We start from the raw sequence: 22,253 nt of genomic DNA on the forward strand, positions 1-22,253 counted from the left end.
CGGGGTGCAGCCAGCAATGCACCCATGAGTGTGCCGGATATTAGAGGAGCATCAGCGTTGACCTACAGCCTGTCGGACTTCGGCAGTTACACGGTCGCCGGTCGTGTGCACGAGGTGACGGTGGGCGAGCCCCGGAATATCCGGTTCACCCGCTCGGCCAGCTACACCTACGATCCCAAGGGTCACTTTGCGATCGAGCACGCATACGTTCAGTATTTCGTGCCGGCAAATCGCAACAGTTCACCGCCGGTCGTCCTGGTCCATGGTGGGGGTATGCACGGCAGCACCTGGGAAACCACGCCGGACGGTCGCCCGGGTTGGGTCAATCATCTGGTTGGGCTCGGTTACGAAACCCATGTTGTTGACAACGTCGAACGTGGCCGCTCCGGCTTTGCGACCGGGATCTGGGAAGGAGACCCGATCTGTCGTTCGCAGCAGGAAGCCTGGACGCTGTTCAGGATCGGACCGTCAGGCGGGTTTTCAACTCGCACTCCGTTCGAAAATGGGCAGTTTCCCGTGAAGTCGTTCGACGCCTTCTCGCGCATGCTGGTGCCGCGCTGGCTCACCACAACCCCCTTGCACGTTGCCGCGCTGGTCGCTGTTTTGAAACGGCTCGGCCCGGCCATCATCATCTGTCACAGCCAAGGAGGTGAGATCGCCCTGGATGCGATGGCGGAGGTTCCGGACCTGTTCGCCGGTTTCATCGGTATTGAACCATCCACACGCCTGAGCGACCCCGAACTGGCGGCACCCGTTCCAACGGTTCTTTTTGCCGGCGACTTTCTGGACATCGACCACCGCTGGCGGGAAAGACAACAGCACTGGAGCGATTGGGTCGTGACGAACAGGAAGCACGGCGGCAGGGCCACACTGATCCGATCCGGTCACGACCTGAGGTCAGGTCACACACACATGCCGATGCTCGACCATGGCAGCGAAGACTGCCTGTCCGCCTGTCTTCAGGCGCTGGCTTAGGGAATTGCAGGTGACAATTCCTGATCGATTGAACGGTCACCTCCCGACCGCCCTGTTCTGGATCGACAACGCGGGCAGGATCACCCTTGCACCAGTTGAATCCGCCGGCCGGGCGTCAGACCGTTGACCTTTTCGATGATCGAGTCTGCATCAAGGCCGAAGTGACGATAGAGATCACCGATCGTCCCCGTCTGGCCGAAATGCTCGACGCCAAGCGGGATCGTCTGATGGCCGGCAACGCTGCCGAGCCAGGCAAGGGTCGCCGGATGTCCGTCAATCACGGTGATCAGTTTGCAATGGGCAGGCAGGTCTCTCATCAGACGTTCGATATGTGACATTGCCAGATCATTGCCGCGCGAACGCGCCCGCTGCGCCGCGGTCCAGCCTGCATTGAGCCGATCAGCCGAGGTTACGGCGAGAACACCGACGTCCCGCCGGTTGCCGGCGAGCAGACCCGCAGCCTTGATCGCTTCCGGCGCAACGACGCCCTGATAGGCGATCACGACATCACAATTCGGTCCGGGTTTGCGCAGCCAGTATGCGCCGTCAATTGCTCCTTGCCGGAAGGCATCGTCGGCCCGCGCAACCGGCTGTTCGATCGGGTTGGTGGAAAGCCGCAGATAAACCGACCCTCCTGTTTCATCGCGCAACCAGGTGCGTTCATCCGGATCACCTTCACCATCCCTTTGAAGATAATCGAAGGCCCATTCCATGATAACCGCGAGTTCGTCGGCAAAAGCCGGCTCGAACGCGGCAAGACCGTCCTGGCTCATGCCGATCAGCGGTGTTCCGATAGACTGATGCGCGCCGCCTTCAGGTGCCAATGTTATGCCGGATGGTGTCCCGACGATCATGAACCGCGCGTCCTGATAACAGGCATAGTTCAAGGCATCGAGCCCGCGGCAGACGAACGGATCGTAGACCGTTCCAATCGGGATCAGACGTTCGCCGAAAAGAGTATGTGAAAGTCCGGCGGCTCCAAGCAACAGGAACAGGTTCATTTCCGCAATGCCAAGCTCGATATGCTGGCCCTCTGGCGTGAACTCCCACTTTGCGGTGGAGGGAATACGATGTTCGATGAAGGCATCGGCCTTGGCGTGGCGGGCAAACAGTTTGCGGCGATTGACCCAGGGACCCAGATTTGTAGTTCCGGTGACATCCGGCGAAGTCGTAACGATCCGTTGTGCCAGCCTGCTGTCTCCCTTCGAAAGATCATCGAGTATCTTGCCGAAGGCCATCTGGGTCGATGTTTCCCCGCCTGACTTGAGGTCGATCCCGGGCACATCGATACACGCGTCCGAGTAGCGGCGTTTTCCTTTCGAGAAAAACGCGACCTCGTCAAGAAACGCCTCCAGTCCGGCAACGTCCTCAACCGTTGCGAACGGTTCCCATTCGTCGCCTTCGTGCACGCCCATATGCGTCTGCCAGGCACTCATCTGGGCCTTGTTCATCAGGCCGCCGTGATTGTCCTTGTGACCAGCAATCGGTGTTCCCCAGCCCTTGATGGTATATGCGAGGAAACAGGTCGGACGGTCGTGATCGATTGCCGCGAAGGCCCCGGCCATGGTTTCGGTGCAATTGCCGCCGAGGTTTTCCATCAGTTCCGCAAGTTGTTCATCGCTGCGCCGGTCGATCAAGGCAGTGACATCTCCCTGATCTCCCAGATCATCCATCAGACGCTGACGCCAGACCGCTCCCCCCATGAAGGTCAGAGCCGAATATTCCTGGTTGGAACACGCATCGATCCATTGCCGCAAACGCTCACCACCCGGTTCACCGAAAGCGGATCGCTGCAAGGCCCCGTACTTGACCCTGACAACGTCCCAGCCAAATGCGTCGAATATCTTCTCTACCCTGTCGAACAACCCTTCGCGGACAATGCCGTCCAGGGATTGCCTGTTGTAGTCGATGATCCACCAGCAGTTTCGCAGATCGTTCTTCCAGCCCTCCTGCAAAGCCTCGTAGACGTTGCCTTCATCAAGCTCCGCATCGCCGACCAGCGCGATCATCCGGCCAAGCGAGCGGTCTTTCGACCAGGATTTTGCATCAATGTAATCCTGTACCAGGGATGCAAAGGAAGTAATCGCGACACCAAGGCCGACCGAACCGGTAGAAAAGTCGACGTCGTCGATATCCTTTGTACGTGATGGATAGGATTGAACGCCGCCGAAACCACGGAAGTTTTCCATCTTCTCACGCGTCTGGTTGCCCATCAGGTATTGCATCGCGTGAAAGACCGGTGAGGCGTGCGGCTTCACAGCAACCCTGTCCTCCGGTCTGAGTGCGGAGAAGTAGAGCGCGGTCATGATCGACACCATCGACGCGGAACTTGCCTGGTGGCCGCCTGTCTTGATCCCGTCGGCCTTCGGCCGGATGTGATTGGCGTGATGGATCATCCAATGTGACAGCCAAAGCAGCCGTTGTTCGATCGTTTTGAGATGCTCGGTGTTCATTGCGAAGGTCCTGTTAATCCGATGCTTTCGCCCAATTTAGCGACGGAGTTGAATGGGATTCTTGCTATTTCCTACCCATTTTGGCTAAGTTTTGGGGAATACGCCTCACCTGGAGAACGATAGTGGTGAATTCCACCAAAATTGATGCATTCGATATTCAGATCCTGCGGGAGTTGAGAACCGACGGCAGGATTTCCCTGCAGGAATTGTCTGAACGCATTGGGCTCAGCGCCACCCCCGTCGCACGCCGCTTGCGTCATCTGGAAGACGTCGGGATCATAACCGGCTACTGCGCCCTGATCGATGAGGTCGCCCTTGGCTACGAGGTTTCTGTCTTCGTTTCGGTTCAGCTCGACAAGCAGGTCGACGTGACGCTGGACCAGTTTGAAAATGCAATCCAGGCATTTCCTGAAGTGGTCGATTGCTGGCTGATGACCGGCAACCGTGACTATCTGCTGCGCGTGGCAACGACAGGTCTTGCAGCTTTCGAAACGTTCCTGACCGGGAAACTCACCAAGGTTCCAGGTGTTGCCAATATCGAAAGCTCGATCCCTTTGCGCCGCGTCAAGTCGGGGGTTGCCAGAACACCGTAGAACCTGACACCACGTGTCACGCCGCCGCTGCGACCGGTTTTGACGGCATTGCCTGGTTCAGGTCGTCGAGAATGTCATTCAGATCTTCCAGACCCACGGAAAGCCGGACAAGACCGTCGCTGATACCATGCTCTGCCCGTTCCTCGGGCGTATAGGTGGAATGCGTCATCGAGGCCGGATGCTGGATCAGCGTCTCCGCGTCGCCGAGCGAAACCGCCCGCTGGATCATCAAGAGTGCGTTCATCATCTCCCTGCCGGCCTGAAGTCCGCCTTCGAGTTCGAATGCGATCATGCCACCCGGTTGGTCCATCTGCCGTTCTGCCAGTTCATGCTGCTCGAAACTCTCAAGTCCCGGAAAATGAACCTTGCAAACGGCAGGGTGTGTTTCCAGCCATTCCGCAACTCTTTGGGCCGTCGCGCAGTGACGATCCATTCGCAGGGCCAGGGTCTTCAGACCGCGCAGAATCAGTAGCGCGTTGAACGGTGCCATAACTGCGCCGGTCATGTCCTTCATGCCGACGAGACGAATTTCACCGATCTGTTCGCAATTGCCGACCACCAGTCCGGCGACAACATCGCCATGACCGCCCAGATACTTGGTTGCCGAATGCAGAACGATATCGGCACCCATCTCGATCGGGCGGGTCAGATAGGGCGTTGCATAAGTATTGTCGACGACAACGGTCGCGCCTGCCTCGTGGGCAATATCTGCAATTCGGGCAATGTCCACCAGCCGCATGTTCGGGTTGGCAGGCGTTTCGAAATATACGACGCGCGTCGTCTCGGATATGGCCGCGCGCAGGTTTTCCGGATCGGTCATGTCCACATGCGAAATCTTGACACCAAACCTGGACAATCCATGGCGCATGAAGGCAAAGGTGCAGCCGTAGAGCGTTTTGTCGACGATGATCTCATCGCCCGGACCCACCAACGTCCAGAGCGTCGACGTGATGGCACCCATTCCTGATGAAAGAGCCAGTCCTGCCTCTGCACCTTCCAGCTCGGCAATCCGCTGCTCGAGAAGGTCCAGCGTGGGGTTGGAAATCCGGCTGTAGACATGCCCCGAACGCTCGCCGGCAAAGAGCTCTCCCCCAGCCTCGGCGGTCTCGAACACAAAAGTTGACGTCAGATGCAACGGCGGCGTCAATGCACCTTCGTTGTCTCGCGGCTCATACCCATGGTGGATAGCGCGACTTGCAAATCCCTTGGCTCGGCTCATGACAGTCTCCTTCTTGTCTTTAAGCAACATACTTGAAGCCAAGGGGCGATAGATTTCAAAATCTACCAGTATTAGTATTCAAATTAGCAGAATCTACCAATGAGCATTCAAATGGACTCAAAAGACCGCCAGATTATCCGGGCCTTGCAAAAGGACGGACGGATGACCAATCAGGAACTTGCCGAAACCGTCAACCTGTCTCCGTCTCCATGCCTCCGGCGCTTGCGGAACCTTGAAAATTCGGGGGCCATTCGAGGATTTTCAGTGGATGTCGATCCAAAGACATACGGCTTGCCGATTACCGTTTTCGTTCGCATTCGCCTCGAACGACACAACGAGGAGGATGTCCGCCATTTCGAAAGCAGGGTTCAGACAATCGATGAAGTGCTGGAATGCCACGTCCTGACCGGAGCCATGGACTACCAGTTGCGCGTGGTTGTCGCGAGCCTTGACGCTTACGAGGATTTCATCCGCAACCGGATACACCCGATCGGCGGCATTGCCTCCATAGATACAAGTTTCGTCTACGGTACGGTGAAGAAGACCGCCGTGTTTCCGGCACTTGGTTGACGTCACCGAAACCGGAAACCAGTTTCAGCCGAGATGGATCTTATGCGGCCAGACGAACCCCGTCCGGCCCGAAGAGGTGGGCTTTTTCAAGATCGACCGCGATGTTGACGGCGTCTCCGGTTTTCAACGGGAAATGCCCGTGCTGGCGCACCAGAACGGGACCGACACCGGGAACGCTTGCATGAATATTGGTATCGGATCCCAGATGCTCAACGAGTTCGGCCACTCCTTTCATGTGCGCCGCTTCCTCCGGCACGACATCAAGGTGTTCCGGGCGCACACCCAATTCGTGCGCCCTCTTCTGTTCTCCCCTGGATCCGACGTCCAGGATCGTTCCGTCCTTCAGCTTCACCCCGGTCTCCGCGCGGTCGACACCGAGAATGTTCATCGTCGGTGAGCCGATGAATTGCGCGACGAACTTGTTGGAAGGCCGCTCATACAGATCCAGCGGCGTTCCGACCTGCTGGATATCGCCGGCGTTGAGCACAACGATCCGGTCCGCCAGGGTCAGGGCTTCCACCTGATCGTGTGTCACGTAGATCATGGTCGCATTTAGCCGCTGGTGAAGACGCGCGATTTCCAGGCGCATCTCAACCCGCAGGGCTGCATCAAGGTTGGAAAGCGGTTCATCGAACAAAAAGGCACTCGGATCACGAACAATGGCACGTCCCATCGCCACCCTCTGACGTTGACCGCCGGAGAGAGCCCGGGGAAGGCGTTCCGTAAGAGACGTCAACCCGAGCGTTCTGGCCGCGTCGCCGACCTTTCGGCTGCGTTCTTCCTTCTGCGCCTTTCGGATTTCCAGCGAGAAACCCATGTTCCGCGAAACATCCATATGCGGATAAAGCGCATAGGACTGGAATACCATGGCCATGTCCCGGTCACGCGGAGGCACCTCGTTCATGCGCCTGCCGTCGACGTGGAATTCACCACCGGTGATCGGCTCAAGACCCGCGATCATGCGCAGAAGGGTCGATTTTCCGCACCCGGACGGTCCAACCAGAACGATGAATTCACCGTCCTCGATCGTCAGGTTGATATCCCTCAGAACCTCGACGGAACCATAGGACTTGGCGATATTGTTCAACTCGATGCCTGCCACATCGTCCTCCCTGGGGCGTCAGCCCTTTACTGCTCCGGTCGTCAGACCCTGGACCAGGTACCGCTGAATGAAGATGAAGAAGAGACAGGACGGCACCAGTGCGAGCACGCCCGCCGCCATCATCTGTCCCCAGTCCACGGAGAACTTGGACACAAAGGTCAAAAGCCCCACGGGAAACGTCATTGCGTCGTTGGAATTGATCAGCATCAGCGCGAACAGAAGTTCGCTCCAGGCTGCGGTGAAGATAAAGCCGAGCGTGGCACCAAGACCCGGTAGTGTCAGGGGCAACACGATCTTGCGCAGGGCTTCGAACCGCGTGCAGCCGTCGATCATTCCCGCGTCTTCAAGGTCCTTCGGGATACCGTCGAAAAACGACTGCATCAGGAAGGTGGCGAACGGTATGTTGAATGCCGTGTAGACGATGATGAGGCTCGTCAGCGAGTTCAGGAGCCCGAGCGCCGCAACAATCTTGTAGATCGGTGCGATGATCATCAGCAGGGGAAACATCTGCGTGATCAGCATAAGCGCGATGATCAGTCTCTTGCCCCGGAAATCGAACCTGGAAAACGCATAGCCGGCGGCAGCCGCGATCACCGTTGTAATGGCGGCGGTTCCGATGGAAACAATGAGGCTGTTTCGGAAATAGGCGACAAAATCAGTTTGCAGCAGAACCGTCTGGAAATTCTCGAAGGTGAACTTGCTCGGAATGAGCGCGGTTCCTTCGCTGAAAATCAGCTTGTCGGGCGTGACCGCAATCTTGGCAAGCCAGTAGAGCGGAAAAAGTGCGAAGGCCACGTAAAAGGCCAGCGCCAGGTATTTCCCGGTCACGGCCAATGGTGAACTTTGACGCAAGGCATTCATTGCAGGCCTCAAATCTTGACGAGCTTGCGGCGGAGAACAAGCAGCACGACCGCATAGATCAGGAGCAGGCCGAGCAGCGCAACGGCAATCGCGGAGGCATAACCGAAGTCGAGCTTCCTGAACGCGGTCGTAAAGATGTAGGTGGAAAGGATCTGCGTTGAATTTGCAGGTCCGCCACCCGTCATGACGAAGATCAGGTCCGCGAAGTTGGCGATCCAGATGGTGCGCAGCATCACGGTGATGGCGATCATCGGAGCAAGAAAAGGCAGCGTGATCTTGGTGAATGTCTGCCAGGCGGACGCGCCATCGATCTCGGCAGCTTCGTAAAGCTCACCGGGTATCGATTGCAGTGCCGCAAGAAGCGTGATTGCGAAAAACGGAATGCCGAACCAGACATTGGCCGTTATGGGCCCCCACATGGCCAGATCCGGGTCTCCAAGAATATTGTAAGGCTCAGAAAGAATACCGAGCGCTGCCAGCCAGTGCGGCAGCGGACCGATCGTCGGGTTGAAGAGCCACGCCCAGGTCAGCGCGGACAGAAAAGTAGGGACAGCCCACGGCAGGAACACGAGCGCCTGAACGAGCCTCTTGCCGTAAAACCGGGTGTTCAGCAAAAGTGCCAGACCAAGACCCAGGAAAAACTGGAAGGTGATGGAACCGACCGTCCACCAGAACGTGTTTTTCAGCGCGAGCCAGAATTTCCGGTCGCTCCAAAGCGCCTGGAAGTTCTCGAACCCGACCCAGCCGGTATCGAATGGCCGAAGCAGATTGACCGCCTGAAAGGCATAGGAAATGCCGATCACCAAAGGAACGAGCATGACCAGGGCAATCACGATCACCGCTGGCGACAGGTAGAGATAGGGCTCCACCATGTAGCGAATGTAAAATGAACCGCGCGCCCGGGTCTCCCCGGGCGCGTTGTCAGCGCGAGCTGTCATTGAGCTTCTTTCCAACGGCCGTATTCTTCGGTCAGGAATGCGGCCCACTGGTCGGCTACTTCCTGTGCACTGATCTGGCCAAGAAGCGCTTCCTGGCTGGTTTCGAGCGCAATTGAGTCAGCAAAGTAGCCAAATTGTTCCAGGTAGGTCGGCATGACGGTCGGGATGTATTGCTCACCGTTGAGCGTCTCGAACCAACCTGCGAACTGCTCGGTCTTGAAATGCGGATCCTGCTCGGCGCCTTCGTGGATCGGAATGACACCGACACGTTTTGCCCAGGTCTTGTTGGCTTCCGGGTTGGAGAGATGCGCGATCAGCTTCCAGGACAGATCTTCATCCTTGGTGGTGTCGAACATTCCCCATCCGGCAAACCCGATCGTCGGGAAGGCTTTGCCGCCCGGGCCGACAGGCATCGGAACAACGGCAAAATCTTCTGGCTCCATACGCTCCGAAACCGCGATCAGCGCGTCAGGATCCTGATCAAGGAATGCACAGGTGCCCGAATAGAATCCGGCCACGATCTCGTTGAAGCCCCAACTGACGGCATCCTTCGGCGCATACCCGTTCTGATAGAGGTCGATCAGAAACTGGATGCCTTCGACCGAACCCGGCTGATTGAGCGTGCTCTTGCCGTTCTCGTCGAAGAAGGTGTTGTCGCCGTTCATGGTGGCGGCCATCATGATCCAGCCGTTGAGCCCACCTGGGCCGCCGCGAAGGCAATAGCCATACTTGCCATCGAGTTCGGACACCGCCTTGGAAGCCGCCATGAATTCTTCCATGGTTTTCGGTGGCGCCGCGACGCCGGCTTCTTCAAGCAGTTTCTTGTTGTAGAACAGGGCGCGCAGGTAGAACCCGTAAGGGATCATCCGCATGGACTTGCCGTCTGTCTGGCGACCCATGTCGACTGTTTTCTGGGTCAGGGTCTTGCCGTGTTCCCAGCCTGCAATCTTGTCGTTCAGGTCGACAAGCCTGTCCTTGTAGATACCGGCCCACCGATCCGGCATTTCGACGACATCGGGAATGTCTCCACCCGCAACCATCGTTGCGAATTTCTCGAACGCCTGCCCCCAGGGCAAAGAAACGATTTCCACCTCCGTTCCCGGGTTCGCCGCCTCGAATTCATCCACCAGACCTTGAAGAACCTCGGTGCGTTCCGGGCTGGTGATCACCTCGACCAGCTTCAAGGTTTCGGCATGTACAGCAGTCGTGGCCATAACGGCGAGAGCGCTGATCGTTCCAATTAATTTCCTCATAGTCTCCTCCTGGTTCCCTGATGGTTTTGCAACACGCCTTATTTCCGGTTGGCGCTTAAGTTGAGGGCCGCGTCGAAATCGGCCCAAAGGTCTCTGGGGTCTTCAAGTCCAAGGCTCAGCCGCACGATCCGGCCGGACACTCCGAAATGCTGCAGGGAATTTTCTTCCCCGGCCTGGTTGAGTGCGATTTGCGCCGGCAGAACCAGGCTTTCAAATCCGCCCCAGCTCACGCCGAGACGGAACAGCTTCAACGCATCTGCAAAATCCGGAATGCTGACGCCTTCGTCGAGTTCGACGGACAGAAGCCCTGACCGTCCGGTCAGTCCCGGCACAGAATTAGGTCCGGGAGACAGAACGTTTCTGACCAGCGCATGGGCGGAAAGATTGTCGACAAACCGGTTCGCTGTGGACTGATGCTGCCTCATGCGAGCGCCGAGTGTTCGCAGCCCGCGTGTGAGCAGAAAGGCTTCAAAAGGCGCAAGCTTGCCGCCAAGCAACGACAGCGACAGGTCGCGGATCCGGCCGATCAGTTCGGCATTGGCAACAACAACTCCGGCGACCGTGTCTGAATGTCCGGACAGGTATTTGGATGCTGAGTGAAGCACGATGTCGACCCCGAGGGTCAGCGGACGCTGAAACACCGGGGTTGCCCAGGAATTGTCGATCACCGTGAGCGCGCCGTGCCGTTTCGCATGAGCTGCGACTTTCGGCAGGTTCATCGCCTGGAACACCACGGTATTCGGGCTTTCCAGATAGGCGATTTTCACGCCTGCAAGCAGGTCCGGGTCATTCTCGAAATCATCCACCGGATGATAGGTGACGTCCACTCCGAAAGGCCGGAGCAAGCGCTCAAAGAACCGATACGCGTCCGGGTAGACATGTTCTACGCAGGCAATGCGGTCTCCCGGATTGACCAGCGCAAGAACTGTCGAGGAAATGGCTGCCATGCCGGAAGCGAAACCGACGGCTGCCTCGCCTTCCTCCGCGCCGGCAACCATGTTCTCGAACGCCGCCACGGTCGGGTTCTGGACGCGGGTGTAGAGCGGATCATCGGACCGGCCGGCCATCCGGTCCTCGAACGCCTTGTAGTTGTCAAACGAGAAGAGCGACGTCTGCACGATGGGTGGGACAACGGCGCCACCCGCTCCGACAGCGACTGCGGCCAGCAAGGTATCGATAGAAAAATCACCATCAGGACGCTCAGTCATTGCATTCCTCGGCGATTTTCTGGGTTTCGGTACAGACCATGTCGATGATACGCGCGGTCAGTTCGGCGGCCTCTTCCTCGTCGCCGGCGATGATTGCGGCGGCCAACGGCTTGTGCAGCGGTATCGTGTCCTGACCAAGATGGGGTTTTCCGAACGGCGTTTCGTAAATGTCGTGAAAGCACTTCAGGATCTGGTCGATGATCTGTTCGAACAGCAGATTGCCGGTCGCTTCATGAACCGCCTTGTGAAATCGGTGATCGGCCGGGCGCCAGTCTTCACCAGCCTCAAAAACGGCAATAAGTTCCGCAGCACGTGCGTTGATGACGCGGCGTTGATCAGGGGTGGCAAGCCGCGTTGCCAGGCGCACCGCTTCGATTTCCAGCGGCCTGCGGACCTGCTGCATCCTGATCAGGCTTTCCGCTTCGTGCTTGATGGTCAGCGCCACCCGCAACGTGTTTCGGGACATCTCTGCAATCAGCCTGGTGCCCGCCCCCTTGTTCCGGCTGACGACACCCATGCTCTCCCAGGTTTTCAGGGTTTCGCGAATGGTTGATCGACCAAAACCGAGCCGGTGCACGAGCTCCAGCTCCGGTGGCAACCGGTCGCCAACCTGCAGCCCTTCGTCCTCGATCAGCTTGATGAGCGCGTGCGGCACATCACGAGGCTCTTCTGCGGCGTGTTCTTGGGTGGAGAGTTTCTTTGTCGGTGCTTTTCCCGGCATGGACCGATGTCGACCTTTCTGTTGCTGGATCGAATGATATCACTTTGTCAGACATTGTAAACATTATGTCAGACAAAGTTTTTTTTAAAAATAGATTCTCCTATCAAGAGATTGTTTTAATTGATTTTTTAGGTTAAAACAGCAAAATTTCTCAGCGCCAATTCCGGTGAATCCGAACCAAAATCGCGATATCCTTGCTGGAAAAATCCGATGCGTCGGAGCGGCCAGAACAAAAAAACAGCCAGCTTCGGGGAACCTGAAGCCGGCCAGTGCAAACTTGAACTGTCAACGTGTCGTATCAGCCGATCCGGGCAGCAATACTCTTGGTCTTGCAGTAACTGGCCAGACCCTCAAGACCCTTTTCCCGGCCGAAGCCCGATTTCTTGTTGCCACCGAACGGCACTTCAATTCCGCCAGCGAAATATTCGTTGATGTAAATCTGTCCGGCGTCGATCTTGCGGGCAAGCTGATGTGCCTTCGCAAAATTCGAGGTATAGATTCCGGCAACCAGGCCGTATTGGCAGTCATTGGCAAGCGCCAGAGCATGGTCAGCATCATCTGCGACCTGCACCGCCAGGACAGGGCCGAAAATTTCCTCCTGTGCCAATTCGTCATCAGCAGCAACCGAGTTGACGATCGTCGGCTCGAAAAACCAGCCCTGGCCGGTCGCCGGGTCTTCGGTGACCGAACCACCGGTGACGATTTCAGCCCCCCTGCTCCTGGCCCGATCGAGAAAGCCTGCAATCTTTGCCAGATGCTCCGAGGAATTCACCGGCCCGACATCCGGATTGGCGAGTCCGTGCCCCAAATTCAACGCCCTGGTTCGGGCGACAAGCTCATCAACAAACTCGTCGTGAATGCTTTTTTCAACCACAAGCCTCGAGCCGGCTGAACAGATCTGCCCGGCGTTTTCGTAAATCGCACCAAGGACACCGGCAAGTGCCTGCTCCCTGTCGCAATCGCCAAGCACCACAACAGGCGATTTGCCGCCGAGTTCAAGCACCACACGGGTGATATCTTCCGCGGCCGCCTTCATCACCGCCCGCCCCGTCTGAACGGAGCCGGTGAAGGTGATATGGTCGACGCCGGGATGGTTTGTCAGCGGAGCACCGGTTTCCGTCCCCGTTCCCGTGACAACGTTGCAAACACCCGCCGGAAGGCCCGCCTTGTGCAGCAGATCTGCCAGGATCAGGGCGGTATATGGCGTCTGCTCTGCCGGTTTGGCAACAACGGTACACCCGGCAGCCAACGCAGGCGCAAACCCCCGCGCGGCTGTTGAAATCGGAAAATTCCATGGAATGATATGGGCCGTCACGCCAACCGGCTCATGGATCGTATACCCGATATAGTCCGGACCGAGCGGAAAACTGTCCCCCTGAAGCTTGTCGCAAGCCCCGGCATAATACTCGAACGTGCGCGCGGCACCGCGAACATCACCCATTGCTTCCTGAAGGGCCTTGCCGCTGTCCAGCGTCTCCACCACCGCAAGAAGATCCAGGTTTTCAAGGATCAGTGCGGCGGCGCGCTGCAGGATGCGAGACCGTTCGACCGGTGCCATGTCGCGCCAGTCAGCTTCGAACGCCAGTCGCGACGACGCGACAGCCTGATCGACATCCTCCTTTGTGCCGGCCGTGAAGCGTGCGAAAGGCACACCCGTACCGGGGTCGAAACTCTCCATGGTCCGGTTGTGCACCGGTTCGGAGAAAGCGCCGTCGATGAAATGTCCCATCGGCAGCGAGCCGAGCGTGCCGGTGTTGCGGTATTCGGCAATCAGGTCGTTGGCATCGGTCATGTCAGTGCTCCAGGGAACTGATCTTGTAAGCGGATTTCGCCAGCCATTCGGGATTGATCTCTACGCCCCAGCCCGGAGCGTCCGTTACCGTGGCGTGTCCATCGGTGATCGTGTAGGGCGATGAAACGTAAAGATCATATTGCCACGGATAGTAGTCCTCCTGCTCGATGGAAAACTCCAGGTACTTTCCGGCATTCGGGATCGCGCGCAGAAGATGCATGGTAAAGAGCGTCACCAGCGACAGGTTCGCAGCGTGTGGTGTGCAGGGTATCCCGGCTTCCTGAGCCATCTGCGCAACCTTCATTGTGCGCACCATGCCGCCGAGATAGCAGACATCCGGCTGAATGATATCGACGACCCGCTGATCGATCATGCGCTTCCAGTCGACCAGCGAACAATCCTGTTCACCTCCTGTTACGTCGATATCCAGGGCGTCGGTCACCTCTTTGGTCTGGTCGTAATGCCAGTAGGGACACGGTTCTTCATAGTGCGATATTCCGTTGTCCCGGAGGAACCGCCCGATTTCGATCGCCTTTTGCGGCGAGTAACAGGAATTCGCATCCACCAACAGGGCGGTATCATCAGCGAATGACCTTCGCATCGTCGGCACGATCTCTTTCGTGCGTCCCGGCCACTCGTCCTGATCGCGCCCGCATTCGGCACCGATCCGGAATTTGAAAGCGGTAAATCCATGGTCGTCCTGCTGTTTCTTCAGCCGGTCGGCCTCATCGCGAGCTGTAATGTCCCGCTTCATCGACGAACCATACGCGCGTACCCTGCCTGGCGTCCCTCCGAGTAGTTCGCAAACCGGCTTGCCTTCCAGCTTGCCCCTCAAGTCGAACAGGGCGGTATCGAGCCCACCCATCGCCCGGCGCAGGTAAGACCCCGGAAACTTGTGCTCCCGGTCCGGAATGACATCCATGAGCTTCTCGATATCGAGCGCATCCTCGCCCAGTGCATAGGGAGCCACCTGTCGATGCACCACCTCGGCAGTGATATCGGCATAATAGGGTGCGACCTGCCCCCAACCGGTTGCGCCACTGTCCGACGTCACGCGGACGAAGCAGACAAATTCATCTGTAAATGTTTCGATGGATCGGATTTTCATATTCATATCAGGTCCTTGAGGGGGATGTACCCACAGGGCAAATTCGGTTTCCTTACTGCAAACTACTCAAAATTGGACTTGATTTAAGGTCCGTTTTGCTGAAACTCTCATACCAATTGGGAGAGCATCATGAAACGGCACGCCGGCGCTGTCCTGTCATCCATCAAGATCGACAAGACCGCCGAAAAGAAAATCTCGATCCAGCTCTACATGGCCTTGCGCGACCTGCTGCTGACCGGCGCCCTGACACCTGGTGACAGATTGCCGGCGACCCGCACGCTGGCGCGCGAAATCGGCGTCTCACGGACAACCGTGATCGATGCCATCGACAGGCTGATATCCGAGGGTCTTCTGGAAGCCCGCGTCGGATCCGGCACATATGTCAGCGAGGCATTGAATGCCCGCCTGGTTCCCAAGCCTTCCAGCAGCGCTGACAATGTCGTTCCGGTCGTTCCCCGGCTGTCGCATGCATCCAGGCACGCCATACCGGATCTTGCACCGCGGGCGCGGCTGCCACACAAGTCGCAGGCATTTGTGTCGGCATTGCCGGCCCTCGACGCCTTTCCGATGGCGCAGTGGGCGAAATTGTCCGGCCGGCACTGGCGCAAGGACCGCGACCATATCACCGGCTACGGCGAACCATTCGGCTACGCGGGCCTCAGAAATGCGATCGCAAGACAACTCAACGCCTCACGCGGCATCAAGTGCTCGCCCGAGCAGATCTTCATTACCAACGGAGCCCAGCGCGCCTTTTCGCTGATCGGCGGATTGCTGGTCAATCCCGGCGAGCCGATCTGGTTCGAAAATCCCGGTGCGATCGGTGCGCGCAATGCCTTCGTTGCAATTGGCGCGTCACCGGTGCCGGTGAAGGTCGACGAGGATGGGTTGTGCATCGACGACGGACTGTCCAAGTCACCCCATTTCCGGCTGGCATTCGTCACTCCGTCGCATCAGCAACCACTCGGACATGTAATGAGCCTGTCCCGTCGCCTTGCGCTTCTGAAAGCTGCGAACGACGCCGATGCGATGATCGTGGAAGATGACTATGACGGCGAATTCTACTACGGCGACCAACCGCCGCCGACCCTCAAAAGCATCGACACGCACGGACGGGTAATCTATGTCGGCACCTTCTCGAAATCTCTGTTTCCAGCGCTCAGGCTTGGTTTCGCACTGGTCCCCGAACCCCTTGTGGAAAGTTTCGAGCGCGTCTGCCAGACCTGGCTTGCCGGGGTACCCACCGTCACGCAGGCGATCGTTGCCGAATTCATGGACGAGGGCATGTTCGCCACGCATATCCGAACGATGCGTCAGCTTTACAGGGAACGCCACGACACACTGATGGACGAAGCAGGAAGGTTGAAGGGCCGGATCGACCTGCAGCCAACCAGTAGCGGCTTTCATGCCGTCGGGCTTGTACGGCCCCCGCTTGATGAAGATCTGATCGTTGCAAGAGCGGCAGAAGAAGGCATCACCACGGTACCGCTTTCGCGATATGCCCTCGGCCCGATTTCGCAGCGCGGTATTGTACTCGGCTTCGGCAGTACTGGTCCCGATGAAATCCGTAAGGGCATCAACATACTTGAGAAAATTCTCGCGGACTGCCAAAGTGGACGCATATCGGCATAGTCAATTGGACTGCTAAATTATCCGTAATGGCTATATTTCACAGGCCAATTCACTCCTAACCTCGATATCGGTAATTTTGCTGCGTGTATTCATGGAGGAAGTCATGCATTTCAAAACAACTTTAGCCGGACTATTGGCGGCGACCATGCTCGCCGGGGCCGGATCCGCACAGGCGGAAACGCTGCGCCTGTTGACCTGGGGGTCTTATGCACCGGATGAGCTCATCGAAAAATTCGAAGCTGAATATCCGGACATTGATGTTGAAGTGACTTTCTCGAACAACGAGGAAATGATCGCGAAACTGCGTGCAACCGGCGGTGCAGGCTTTGATCTTGCCCAGCCGAGCCACGACCGCATCTATGCCGCGCAGCTGGAATATGACATCTACAAGCCACTGGATCTGTCAAAGATCGATACTTCCGTCATGGAAGCCAAACTTCTCGACGGTGTGAAGGAAAACACCACGATCGAGGGTGAGGTCTATGCGGTTCCGCACCAGTGGGGCACGTCCGGCCTGATGGCTGACAAGACCAAGGCACCGGACCTGAAGAGCTGGGCAGACCTCTGCAATCCCGCCTACGAAGGCAAGACCTCGATGCGCCTCAAGCGCACGATCCTGCTGGGAACGGCATTCTCGATGGGCGAGGATCCCTTTGCCGCCTATTCCGATCTTGATAAGTACCAGGGCATTCTGGACAAGGTTGCCGAGAAACTGATCGAGTGCAAGGGCAACATCAAGGCCTACTGGAAAGGCGGGGACGATCTGTCCGCCATGATGCTGTCGGGTGAAATCGTCGGCTCCGAAACCTGGGACTCCACGGCCTACAAGCTGTTCGACCAGAACGAAAACATCGTGTTCGTGCCACCCAAGGAAGGCGCGCTTGCCTGGATCGACACTTTCGCGCTGCCACGCAAGGCCAAGGCTGACGATGCTGCCTACAAGTGGATCAACTTCGTCCTGCGCCCGGAAAATGTCACGCTGATGTCCGCGAGCACGGGCGCGATCGCAGCCGTCAAGGGTGGTCAGGATCTTCTTCCAGAAGACAAGAAGGCAGCCGTGAATGCGGCCTTCACGGCCGAAGACATCGACAACCTGAAGTTTTTCGCGAACATTCCTCCAGGTGTGGAAGACATGGAAGGCAAGACCCTTGAGAAAATCAAGGCGGCCACCGGAGGCTGATCCGTTCGGGGCAGGTTGAACCCGCCCGTCGAACAAGAGCAAAAAGGCTCAAATTACCTGCAGATGGGGGATACCGCGGCAACCCGGTATCCCCCAACTTTCTGAACTTCCAGTTGGCGTGCCCCGATGACAGACAACCCTTCCTACGATCTTGAATGCCTGGACGTATCCAAGAACTTTGGCTCCATTCGTGCGGTCAAGGACGTTTCGTTCGACATCCCGAGTGGCTCATTCTTTTCCATCCTCGGGCCATCTGGATGCGGCAAGACGACATTGATGCGGATGATTGCCGGTTTTGAAGACCCCAGTGGAGGCGACATCAGGATCAAGGGAAAATCTGTTCTCGGCACACCGCCGAACAAGCGCAACGTCAAGATGGTGTTCCAGCATCTGGCACTGTTCCCGATGATGAACGTCTACGAGAACATTGCCTATGGCCTCAGATGCAACGGCGTCGGCAATGCCGAAATCAAACGCAAGGTTCACGACGTGCTGGAACGCATTGCTCTGCCCGATGTGGCTGAGCGTGAAATACACCAGCTGTCCGGGGGGCAGAAACAACGAATTGCCATTGCGCGCTGCATGGTGCTCGATCCGGACGTTCTGTTGCTTGACGAGCCGCTTGGTGCACTCGATCTGAAGCTGCGCGAAGCGATGAAGATCGAACTGAAACTGCTGCAGCACCAGTTCAACACCACCTTCGTCTACATCACCCACGACCAGTCGGAAGCTCTGGTGATGTCGGACAACGTCGCCATCATGAATCAGGGCGAATTTGAGCAGATAGGCACACCGCAGGAACTCTATCACCACCCCAGCACCGCATTCGTCGCAAGCTTTGTCGGCGACAGCAACCGCTGGTCTGGTGTCGTGAAGTCGAGTGACAGCACGGGTGGCAAGGTGGAAACCGAACAGGGTCTGCCGATGAGTTTTTCCTCAGCCGGTGAGAAAACCATGCAGGAAGGCTCCAGGGTCAACATCTTTGTTCGGCCCGAATTCATCAGGACGGTTCGGGCCGGTGGCGGCGACTTGCAGGACGCCGCAGGTGAAAACCGGATGGACGGTATTGTCGACAGCCTGCTTTTTAATGGTGCGAACAGCCGGGTGCTGGTGCGCACGGGTAGCGGGGAGCTGGTCGAATCCGATGTCACGCTGACAGGTGAAAACGATCTGAAACCCGGCGAGGACGTGCATCTCGTCTGGTCGTCCAAACAGTCCATGTGCTTTGCCGACCAGGGGAAAGCATGATGCAGAACAAGGATATCAAGCGGCTTTCGCTCTACCTGCTGTTTGCGCCTTTCGCGCTCTGGATCATCCTTCTCGTCATCCTGCCGCATATCGGCATGGTTGTCCTTTCGCTCAAGGAGAAAATCGCCCCGCGCGTTTATGAATACAGTTTTGCCAACTATCTGGAATTCCTGAACGAGCCGATCTACTGGAACACGCTCCTGCGCACGGGATCGATGTCCTTGCTGGTAACCGCATTGGCGCTGCTGATCGGCTTTCCGATTGCCTACTACATTGCCAAGATCGCGGGCCCGCGTTCTCGTGGCGGTCTGTTTCTCCTGTGTCTCATTCCGTTGTGGGTCAGCGACCTGATCCGCGCCTTTGGCTGGATTCTGCTTCTGCGCGAAACGGGCGTGATTTCGAATTTCCTGCTCTGGACCGGGCTCATCGGCGAACCTGTCGAATTTCTCTACAATGATGTCGCGGTCATCGTCGGCCTGACCTACACGGTGATCCTGTTCATGATCGTGCCACTGGTTTCGACCCTCGACGGCATGGACAACGCGATGATCGAGGCGGGTTACAATCTCGGGGGCAGCGGGTTTACCGTGCTGCGCCGCATCATCATTCCCTATGCAATGCCCGGCATCGTCGCCGGTTGCATCGTGACCTTCATGTTGACCGCAGGCTCGTACCTCACACCGATCCTGCTGGGCGGAAAGAACTCGAGCTGGTTCACCGAACAGATCTACAACCAGTTCATCACCCGTTTTAACTGGGAAGGCGGCGCGGCGTTCGGCATGCTGCTTCTGTTCTTCACCTCCCTCGTCATCTGGCTCGGCCTGAAACTGAGCGGACAGACGCTGGCCAATACTGTCGCCAAGAGCTGAGGAGGACCGTCATGCTTGTGCAAAAAAAGGCCACGCCGTTCCTGCTCGGTTACCGGCTCTACGTCGTCGCCTTCTTCATTTTTCTGGCAGCGCCACTCATCTCGGCCGGCGCCTTCGCCTTCAACGACAGCCTGTTCCCCGCTTTGCCCTGGCAGGGGTTCACGTTGGACTGGTTCTTCGGTGACACGGAACCGAAACTCGGCATGTTTCATGACCGGCGCCTTCTGCAGGGCCTCTATTATTCCTTTGTCATCGCGATTTTCGTGTCGGCCCTTTCGGTCTTTGTCGGCACAACCAATGCCTTCCTGTTCGTTCGTGGAGAATTTCCGGGCAAGAACTTCTTCTACATCATGATGGTCGTTCCGCTGGTGATCCCCGGTGTGATCCTCGGTATCTCCATACTGGTGCTGGCCAGCGACACGGCAAACTATGTCGAGAACCGGTTCGATCTGGAACTGGAGTTTCTGCGACCCGGCATTCTGCTTGTTGTCGTCGGCCAGTTCTCCTTCATCGCCACCATCACATCGCTGGTGATTACGGCCAGGCTGAAGAAGTTTGACGAGACGATGGAAGAAGCGGCGTTCAACCTGGGAGCTTCCAGGGCGCGAGTCTTGCGCACGATAACGCTTCCATTCCTGCGCCCCGCGATGATTGCCGCGGGTATTGTTGCCTTCCTGGTCTCGTTCGAAAATTTCAACACGACCCTGTTCCTGGTCGGATCTGAAGCCCCGCTTACCATCACCATGTATGACCGCATGGCAAAGGTCGGTTCCACTCCGGTTCTGAACGCGGTCTCGTTCTTCCTGATGGTCGGATCGGGCCTGCTTGCGCTCTTGTCGATCTTGATACAGCGCGACAGGTCGGGCCAATAGGTTCCGCATTCCCGGTTTAGGTAAGGAAACATCATGGCCGAGTTTGACTTTGTCATTGTGGGAGCGGGATCCGCCGGGGCGGTGGTTGCCGACAGGCTCTCTGAAAGCGGGAAATACTCAGTCTGCGTCCTGGAAGCCGGTGGATCGGATCTGAATTTCTGGATCTGGATGCCGATCGGCTACGGCAAGGCGTTCTACAACCGGCACATCAACTGGATGTACCAGACAGAACCCGATCCGGGTCTCAACAACCGGTCCGGATACTGGCCGCGCGGAAAAGTGCTGGGTGGAAGCAGTTCCATCAATGCGATGGTCTATATCCGAGGTCAGCACGCGGATTTCGAGGACTGGAAGGCGATGGGCAATCCGGGATGGGGCTGGGATGACGTCCTGCCCTATTTCCGCCGTTCGGAAACCAATGACGCAGGGTCTTGCGACTATCGGGGCGGCGACGGCCCCTTGCACGTTTCCAGCGTGACCGGGGATGTCCACCCTCTTTGCGCAAACTTTCTTGCTGCCGCGCAGGAAACCGGTTTCGCACAAAATCCGGACTTTAACGGCGCTGACCAGGAAGGCGTCGGGCTCTACCAGATAACGGCCAAAGACGGTTTTCGCATGTCGACTGCGCGCGCCTATCTGTCTCCGGCAAGAAAGCGGCCGAATGTAACGGTGATCACCCGGGCGCATGCCACACGGCTCGTTCTACAGGCGGGCAAGGTTACGGGTGTTGTCTACAGTCGCAATGATGCAGAGACGACCGTGACCGCGCGGCGGGAAGTCGTCTTGAGCGCCGGAGCGGTGAACTCGCCCCAGATCCTGATGCTTTCCGGGATCGGGGATGGCAGCGAATTGCAGGCAAAGGGCATTGAAACCGTTCTTCATCGCCCTGCCGTCGGCAAGAACCTTCAGGATCATCTGGGGCATGACTACCTCTACAGATCCAGGGTCCCGACCCTTAATCAGCAACTTTATCCCTGGTGGGGCAAGCTGGCACAAGGCATCCGCTATGTACTGACCCGGCGCGGTCCGCTGTCGCTCAGCGTCAATCAGGCAGGCGGCTTCGTGAAAAGCAATCCGGAGTGCGCCCGGCCGAACATGCAGCTCTATTTCTCACCGGTAAGCTACACCAAGGCCCCGCAGGGCAAGCGGCCACTGATGAACCCGGACCCTTTCCCGGGTTTCCTGCTCGGCATGCAGCCCACCCGTCCGACGAGCCGAGGCCATATCGCACTTCGCTCGGGCGATCCGTTCGACACACCGGAAATTCACCCGAATTCGCTCAGCACCAACCATGACCTCAACGAGATGGTCGAAGGCTGCAAGCTGCTGCGGCAGATCGCGCAAAGCCCTGCCCTGCAGGAAATCATTGAAGAAGAGATCAAACCGGGTTCCAGCGTACAGTCGGACGAGGAAATTCTGGAGGACGTGCGCAATCGCTGTTCGACAGTCTTCCACCCCGTCGGCACCTGTCGCATGGGCCGGGACGACAACGAAAACGTGGTCGACAACCGGCTGAAGGTCTTTGGCATTGAGGGGCTTCGTGTTGTCGACGCCTCGATTTTCCCAACCGTCACCTCCGGCAACACCAACGCACCTGCGATCATGGTGGGCGAAAAGGGTTCGGACATGATCCTGGAAGACACAAGGGCGGCATAAAGAAAC

The 22,253-nt window shown here is 57.5% G+C and carries 19 protein-coding genes; 9 read left to right on the forward strand and 10 right to left on the reverse strand.

What is annotated here, in order from left to right; translation table 11 throughout:
• Positions 1 to 57 precede the first annotated feature (57 nt).
• Positions 58 to 975: an alpha/beta fold hydrolase gene (locus tag ACO6TI_RS31420; protein WP_281932013.1), complete on the forward strand. Its 918-nt coding sequence runs from the start codon at positions 58 to 60 to the stop codon at positions 973 to 975.
• An 80-nt stretch (positions 976 to 1,055) separates the two neighbouring features.
• On the opposite strand, the gene ACO6TI_RS31425 is transcribed toward ACO6TI_RS31420, so the two are convergent.
• Positions 1,056 to 3,428 carry a 1-deoxy-D-xylulose-5-phosphate synthase N-terminal domain-containing protein gene (locus ACO6TI_RS31425; RefSeq protein ID WP_422384065.1) on the reverse strand — a complete coding sequence of 791 codons (2,373 nt, stop codon included), beginning with the start codon at positions 3,426 to 3,428 and terminating at the stop codon, positions 1,056 to 1,058.
• A 122-nt stretch (positions 3,429 to 3,550) separates the two neighbouring features.
• Here ACO6TI_RS31425 and ACO6TI_RS31430 point away from each other — a divergent pair, with 122 nt between their 5' ends.
• The gene (locus ACO6TI_RS31430; RefSeq protein ID WP_162497990.1) at positions 3,551 to 4,021 is read left to right on the forward strand and encodes an Lrp/AsnC family transcriptional regulator; all 471 of its coding nucleotides are present in this window, start codon (positions 3,551 to 3,553) and stop codon (positions 4,019 to 4,021) included.
• A gap of 16 nt (positions 4,022 to 4,037) precedes the next feature.
• Here ACO6TI_RS31430 and ACO6TI_RS31435 read toward each other — a convergent pair whose 3' ends face one another.
• Positions 4,038 to 5,240, reverse strand: a complete 1,203-nt coding sequence (locus ACO6TI_RS31435; protein ID WP_055114231.1) for a methionine gamma-lyase — start codon at positions 5,238 to 5,240, stop codon at positions 4,038 to 4,040.
• Between the two features lie 111 nt (positions 5,241 to 5,351).
• Here ACO6TI_RS31435 and ACO6TI_RS31440 point away from each other — a divergent pair, with 111 nt between their 5' ends.
• On the forward strand, positions 5,352 to 5,810 hold the full coding sequence (locus ACO6TI_RS31440) for an Lrp/AsnC family transcriptional regulator (protein WP_055114233.1): 459 nt from the start codon (positions 5,352 to 5,354) through the stop codon (positions 5,808 to 5,810).
• Positions 5,811 to 5,850: 40 nt separating this feature from the next.
• Here ACO6TI_RS31440 and ACO6TI_RS31445 read toward each other — a convergent pair whose 3' ends face one another.
• The 8 genes from ACO6TI_RS31445 to ACO6TI_RS31480 all read right to left on the reverse strand — a co-directional run bounded on the left by ACO6TI_RS31445 (position 5,851) and on the right by ACO6TI_RS31480 (position 14,799).
• Entirely contained in the window at positions 5,851 to 6,912 is a 1,062-nt protein-coding gene (locus tag ACO6TI_RS31445; RefSeq protein WP_055113354.1) for an ABC transporter ATP-binding protein, read from the reverse strand.
• An 18-nt stretch (positions 6,913 to 6,930) separates the two neighbouring features.
• The gene (locus ACO6TI_RS31450) at positions 6,931 to 7,764 is read right to left on the reverse strand and encodes a carbohydrate ABC transporter permease (RefSeq protein WP_408009558.1); all 834 of its coding nucleotides are present in this window, start codon (positions 7,762 to 7,764) and stop codon (positions 6,931 to 6,933) included.
• A gap of 17 nt (positions 7,765 to 7,781) precedes the next feature.
• On the reverse strand, positions 7,782 to 8,645 hold the full coding sequence (locus ACO6TI_RS31455; RefSeq protein ID WP_235808824.1) for a carbohydrate ABC transporter permease: 864 nt from the start codon (positions 8,643 to 8,645) through the stop codon (positions 7,782 to 7,784).
• A 62-nt stretch (positions 8,646 to 8,707) separates the two neighbouring features.
• Complete coding sequence (locus tag ACO6TI_RS31460) at positions 8,708 to 9,964, reverse strand: ABC transporter substrate-binding protein (RefSeq protein ID WP_029065894.1); 1,257 nt, start codon at positions 9,962 to 9,964, stop codon at positions 8,708 to 8,710.
• Positions 9,965 to 10,002: 38 nt separating this feature from the next.
• A complete protein-coding gene (locus ACO6TI_RS31465) occupies positions 10,003 to 11,172 on the reverse strand; it encodes an aminotransferase class I/II-fold pyridoxal phosphate-dependent enzyme (RefSeq protein ID WP_348316356.1) in 1,170 nt (389 codons plus the stop codon).
• Entirely contained in the window at positions 11,165 to 11,893 is a 729-nt protein-coding gene (locus ACO6TI_RS31470) for a FadR/GntR family transcriptional regulator (RefSeq protein WP_055113364.1), read from the reverse strand. The genes ACO6TI_RS31465 and ACO6TI_RS31470 overlap by 8 nt, the downstream gene beginning before the upstream one ends.
• 298 nt (positions 11,894 to 12,191) lie before the next feature.
• Positions 12,192 to 13,685 (reverse strand): aldehyde dehydrogenase family protein, encoded by a 1,494-nt coding sequence (locus ACO6TI_RS31475; protein WP_422384066.1) that lies wholly within the window; start codon positions 13,683 to 13,685, stop codon positions 12,192 to 12,194.
• Between the two features lies 1 nt (position 13,686).
• Positions 13,687 to 14,799, reverse strand: coding sequence for a mandelate racemase/muconate lactonizing enzyme family protein (locus tag ACO6TI_RS31480; RefSeq protein ID WP_422384067.1), 1,113 nt, complete (start codon positions 14,797 to 14,799; stop codon positions 13,687 to 13,689).
• Positions 14,800 to 14,922: 123 nt separating this feature from the next.
• Here ACO6TI_RS31480 and ACO6TI_RS31485 point away from each other — a divergent pair, with 123 nt between their 5' ends.
• The 6 genes from ACO6TI_RS31485 to ACO6TI_RS31510 all read left to right on the forward strand — a co-directional run bounded on the left by ACO6TI_RS31485 (position 14,923) and on the right by ACO6TI_RS31510 (position 22,247).
• Positions 14,923 to 16,422 (forward strand): PLP-dependent aminotransferase family protein, encoded by a 1,500-nt coding sequence (locus ACO6TI_RS31485; protein ID WP_196901101.1) that lies wholly within the window; start codon positions 14,923 to 14,925, stop codon positions 16,420 to 16,422.
• 103 nt (positions 16,423 to 16,525) lie between these two features.
• Entirely contained in the window at positions 16,526 to 17,602 is a 1,077-nt protein-coding gene (locus ACO6TI_RS31490; RefSeq protein ID WP_029065900.1) for an extracellular solute-binding protein, read from the forward strand.
• 126 nt (positions 17,603 to 17,728) lie between these two features.
• Entirely contained in the window at positions 17,729 to 18,850 is a 1,122-nt protein-coding gene (locus ACO6TI_RS31495) for an ABC transporter ATP-binding protein (protein ID WP_055113372.1), read from the forward strand.
• Positions 18,847 to 19,719, forward strand: coding sequence for an ABC transporter permease (locus ACO6TI_RS31500; protein WP_082442641.1), 873 nt, complete (start codon positions 18,847 to 18,849; stop codon positions 19,717 to 19,719). Before ACO6TI_RS31495 ends, ACO6TI_RS31500 begins: the two co-directional genes overlap by 4 nt.
• An 11-nt stretch (positions 19,720 to 19,730) precedes the next feature.
• The gene (locus ACO6TI_RS31505; protein WP_055113374.1) at positions 19,731 to 20,591 is read left to right on the forward strand and encodes an ABC transporter permease; all 861 of its coding nucleotides are present in this window, start codon (positions 19,731 to 19,733) and stop codon (positions 20,589 to 20,591) included.
• A gap of 33 nt (positions 20,592 to 20,624) precedes the next feature.
• Positions 20,625 to 22,247: a GMC family oxidoreductase gene (locus ACO6TI_RS31510; RefSeq protein ID WP_422384068.1), complete on the forward strand. Its 1,623-nt coding sequence runs from the start codon at positions 20,625 to 20,627 to the stop codon at positions 22,245 to 22,247.
• The last annotated feature ends 6 nt before the right edge of the window (positions 22,248 to 22,253 follow it).

Source organism: Roseibium album, assembly GCF_965233825.1.
GTDB lineage: Bacteria > Pseudomonadota > Alphaproteobacteria > Rhizobiales > Stappiaceae > Roseibium > Roseibium album.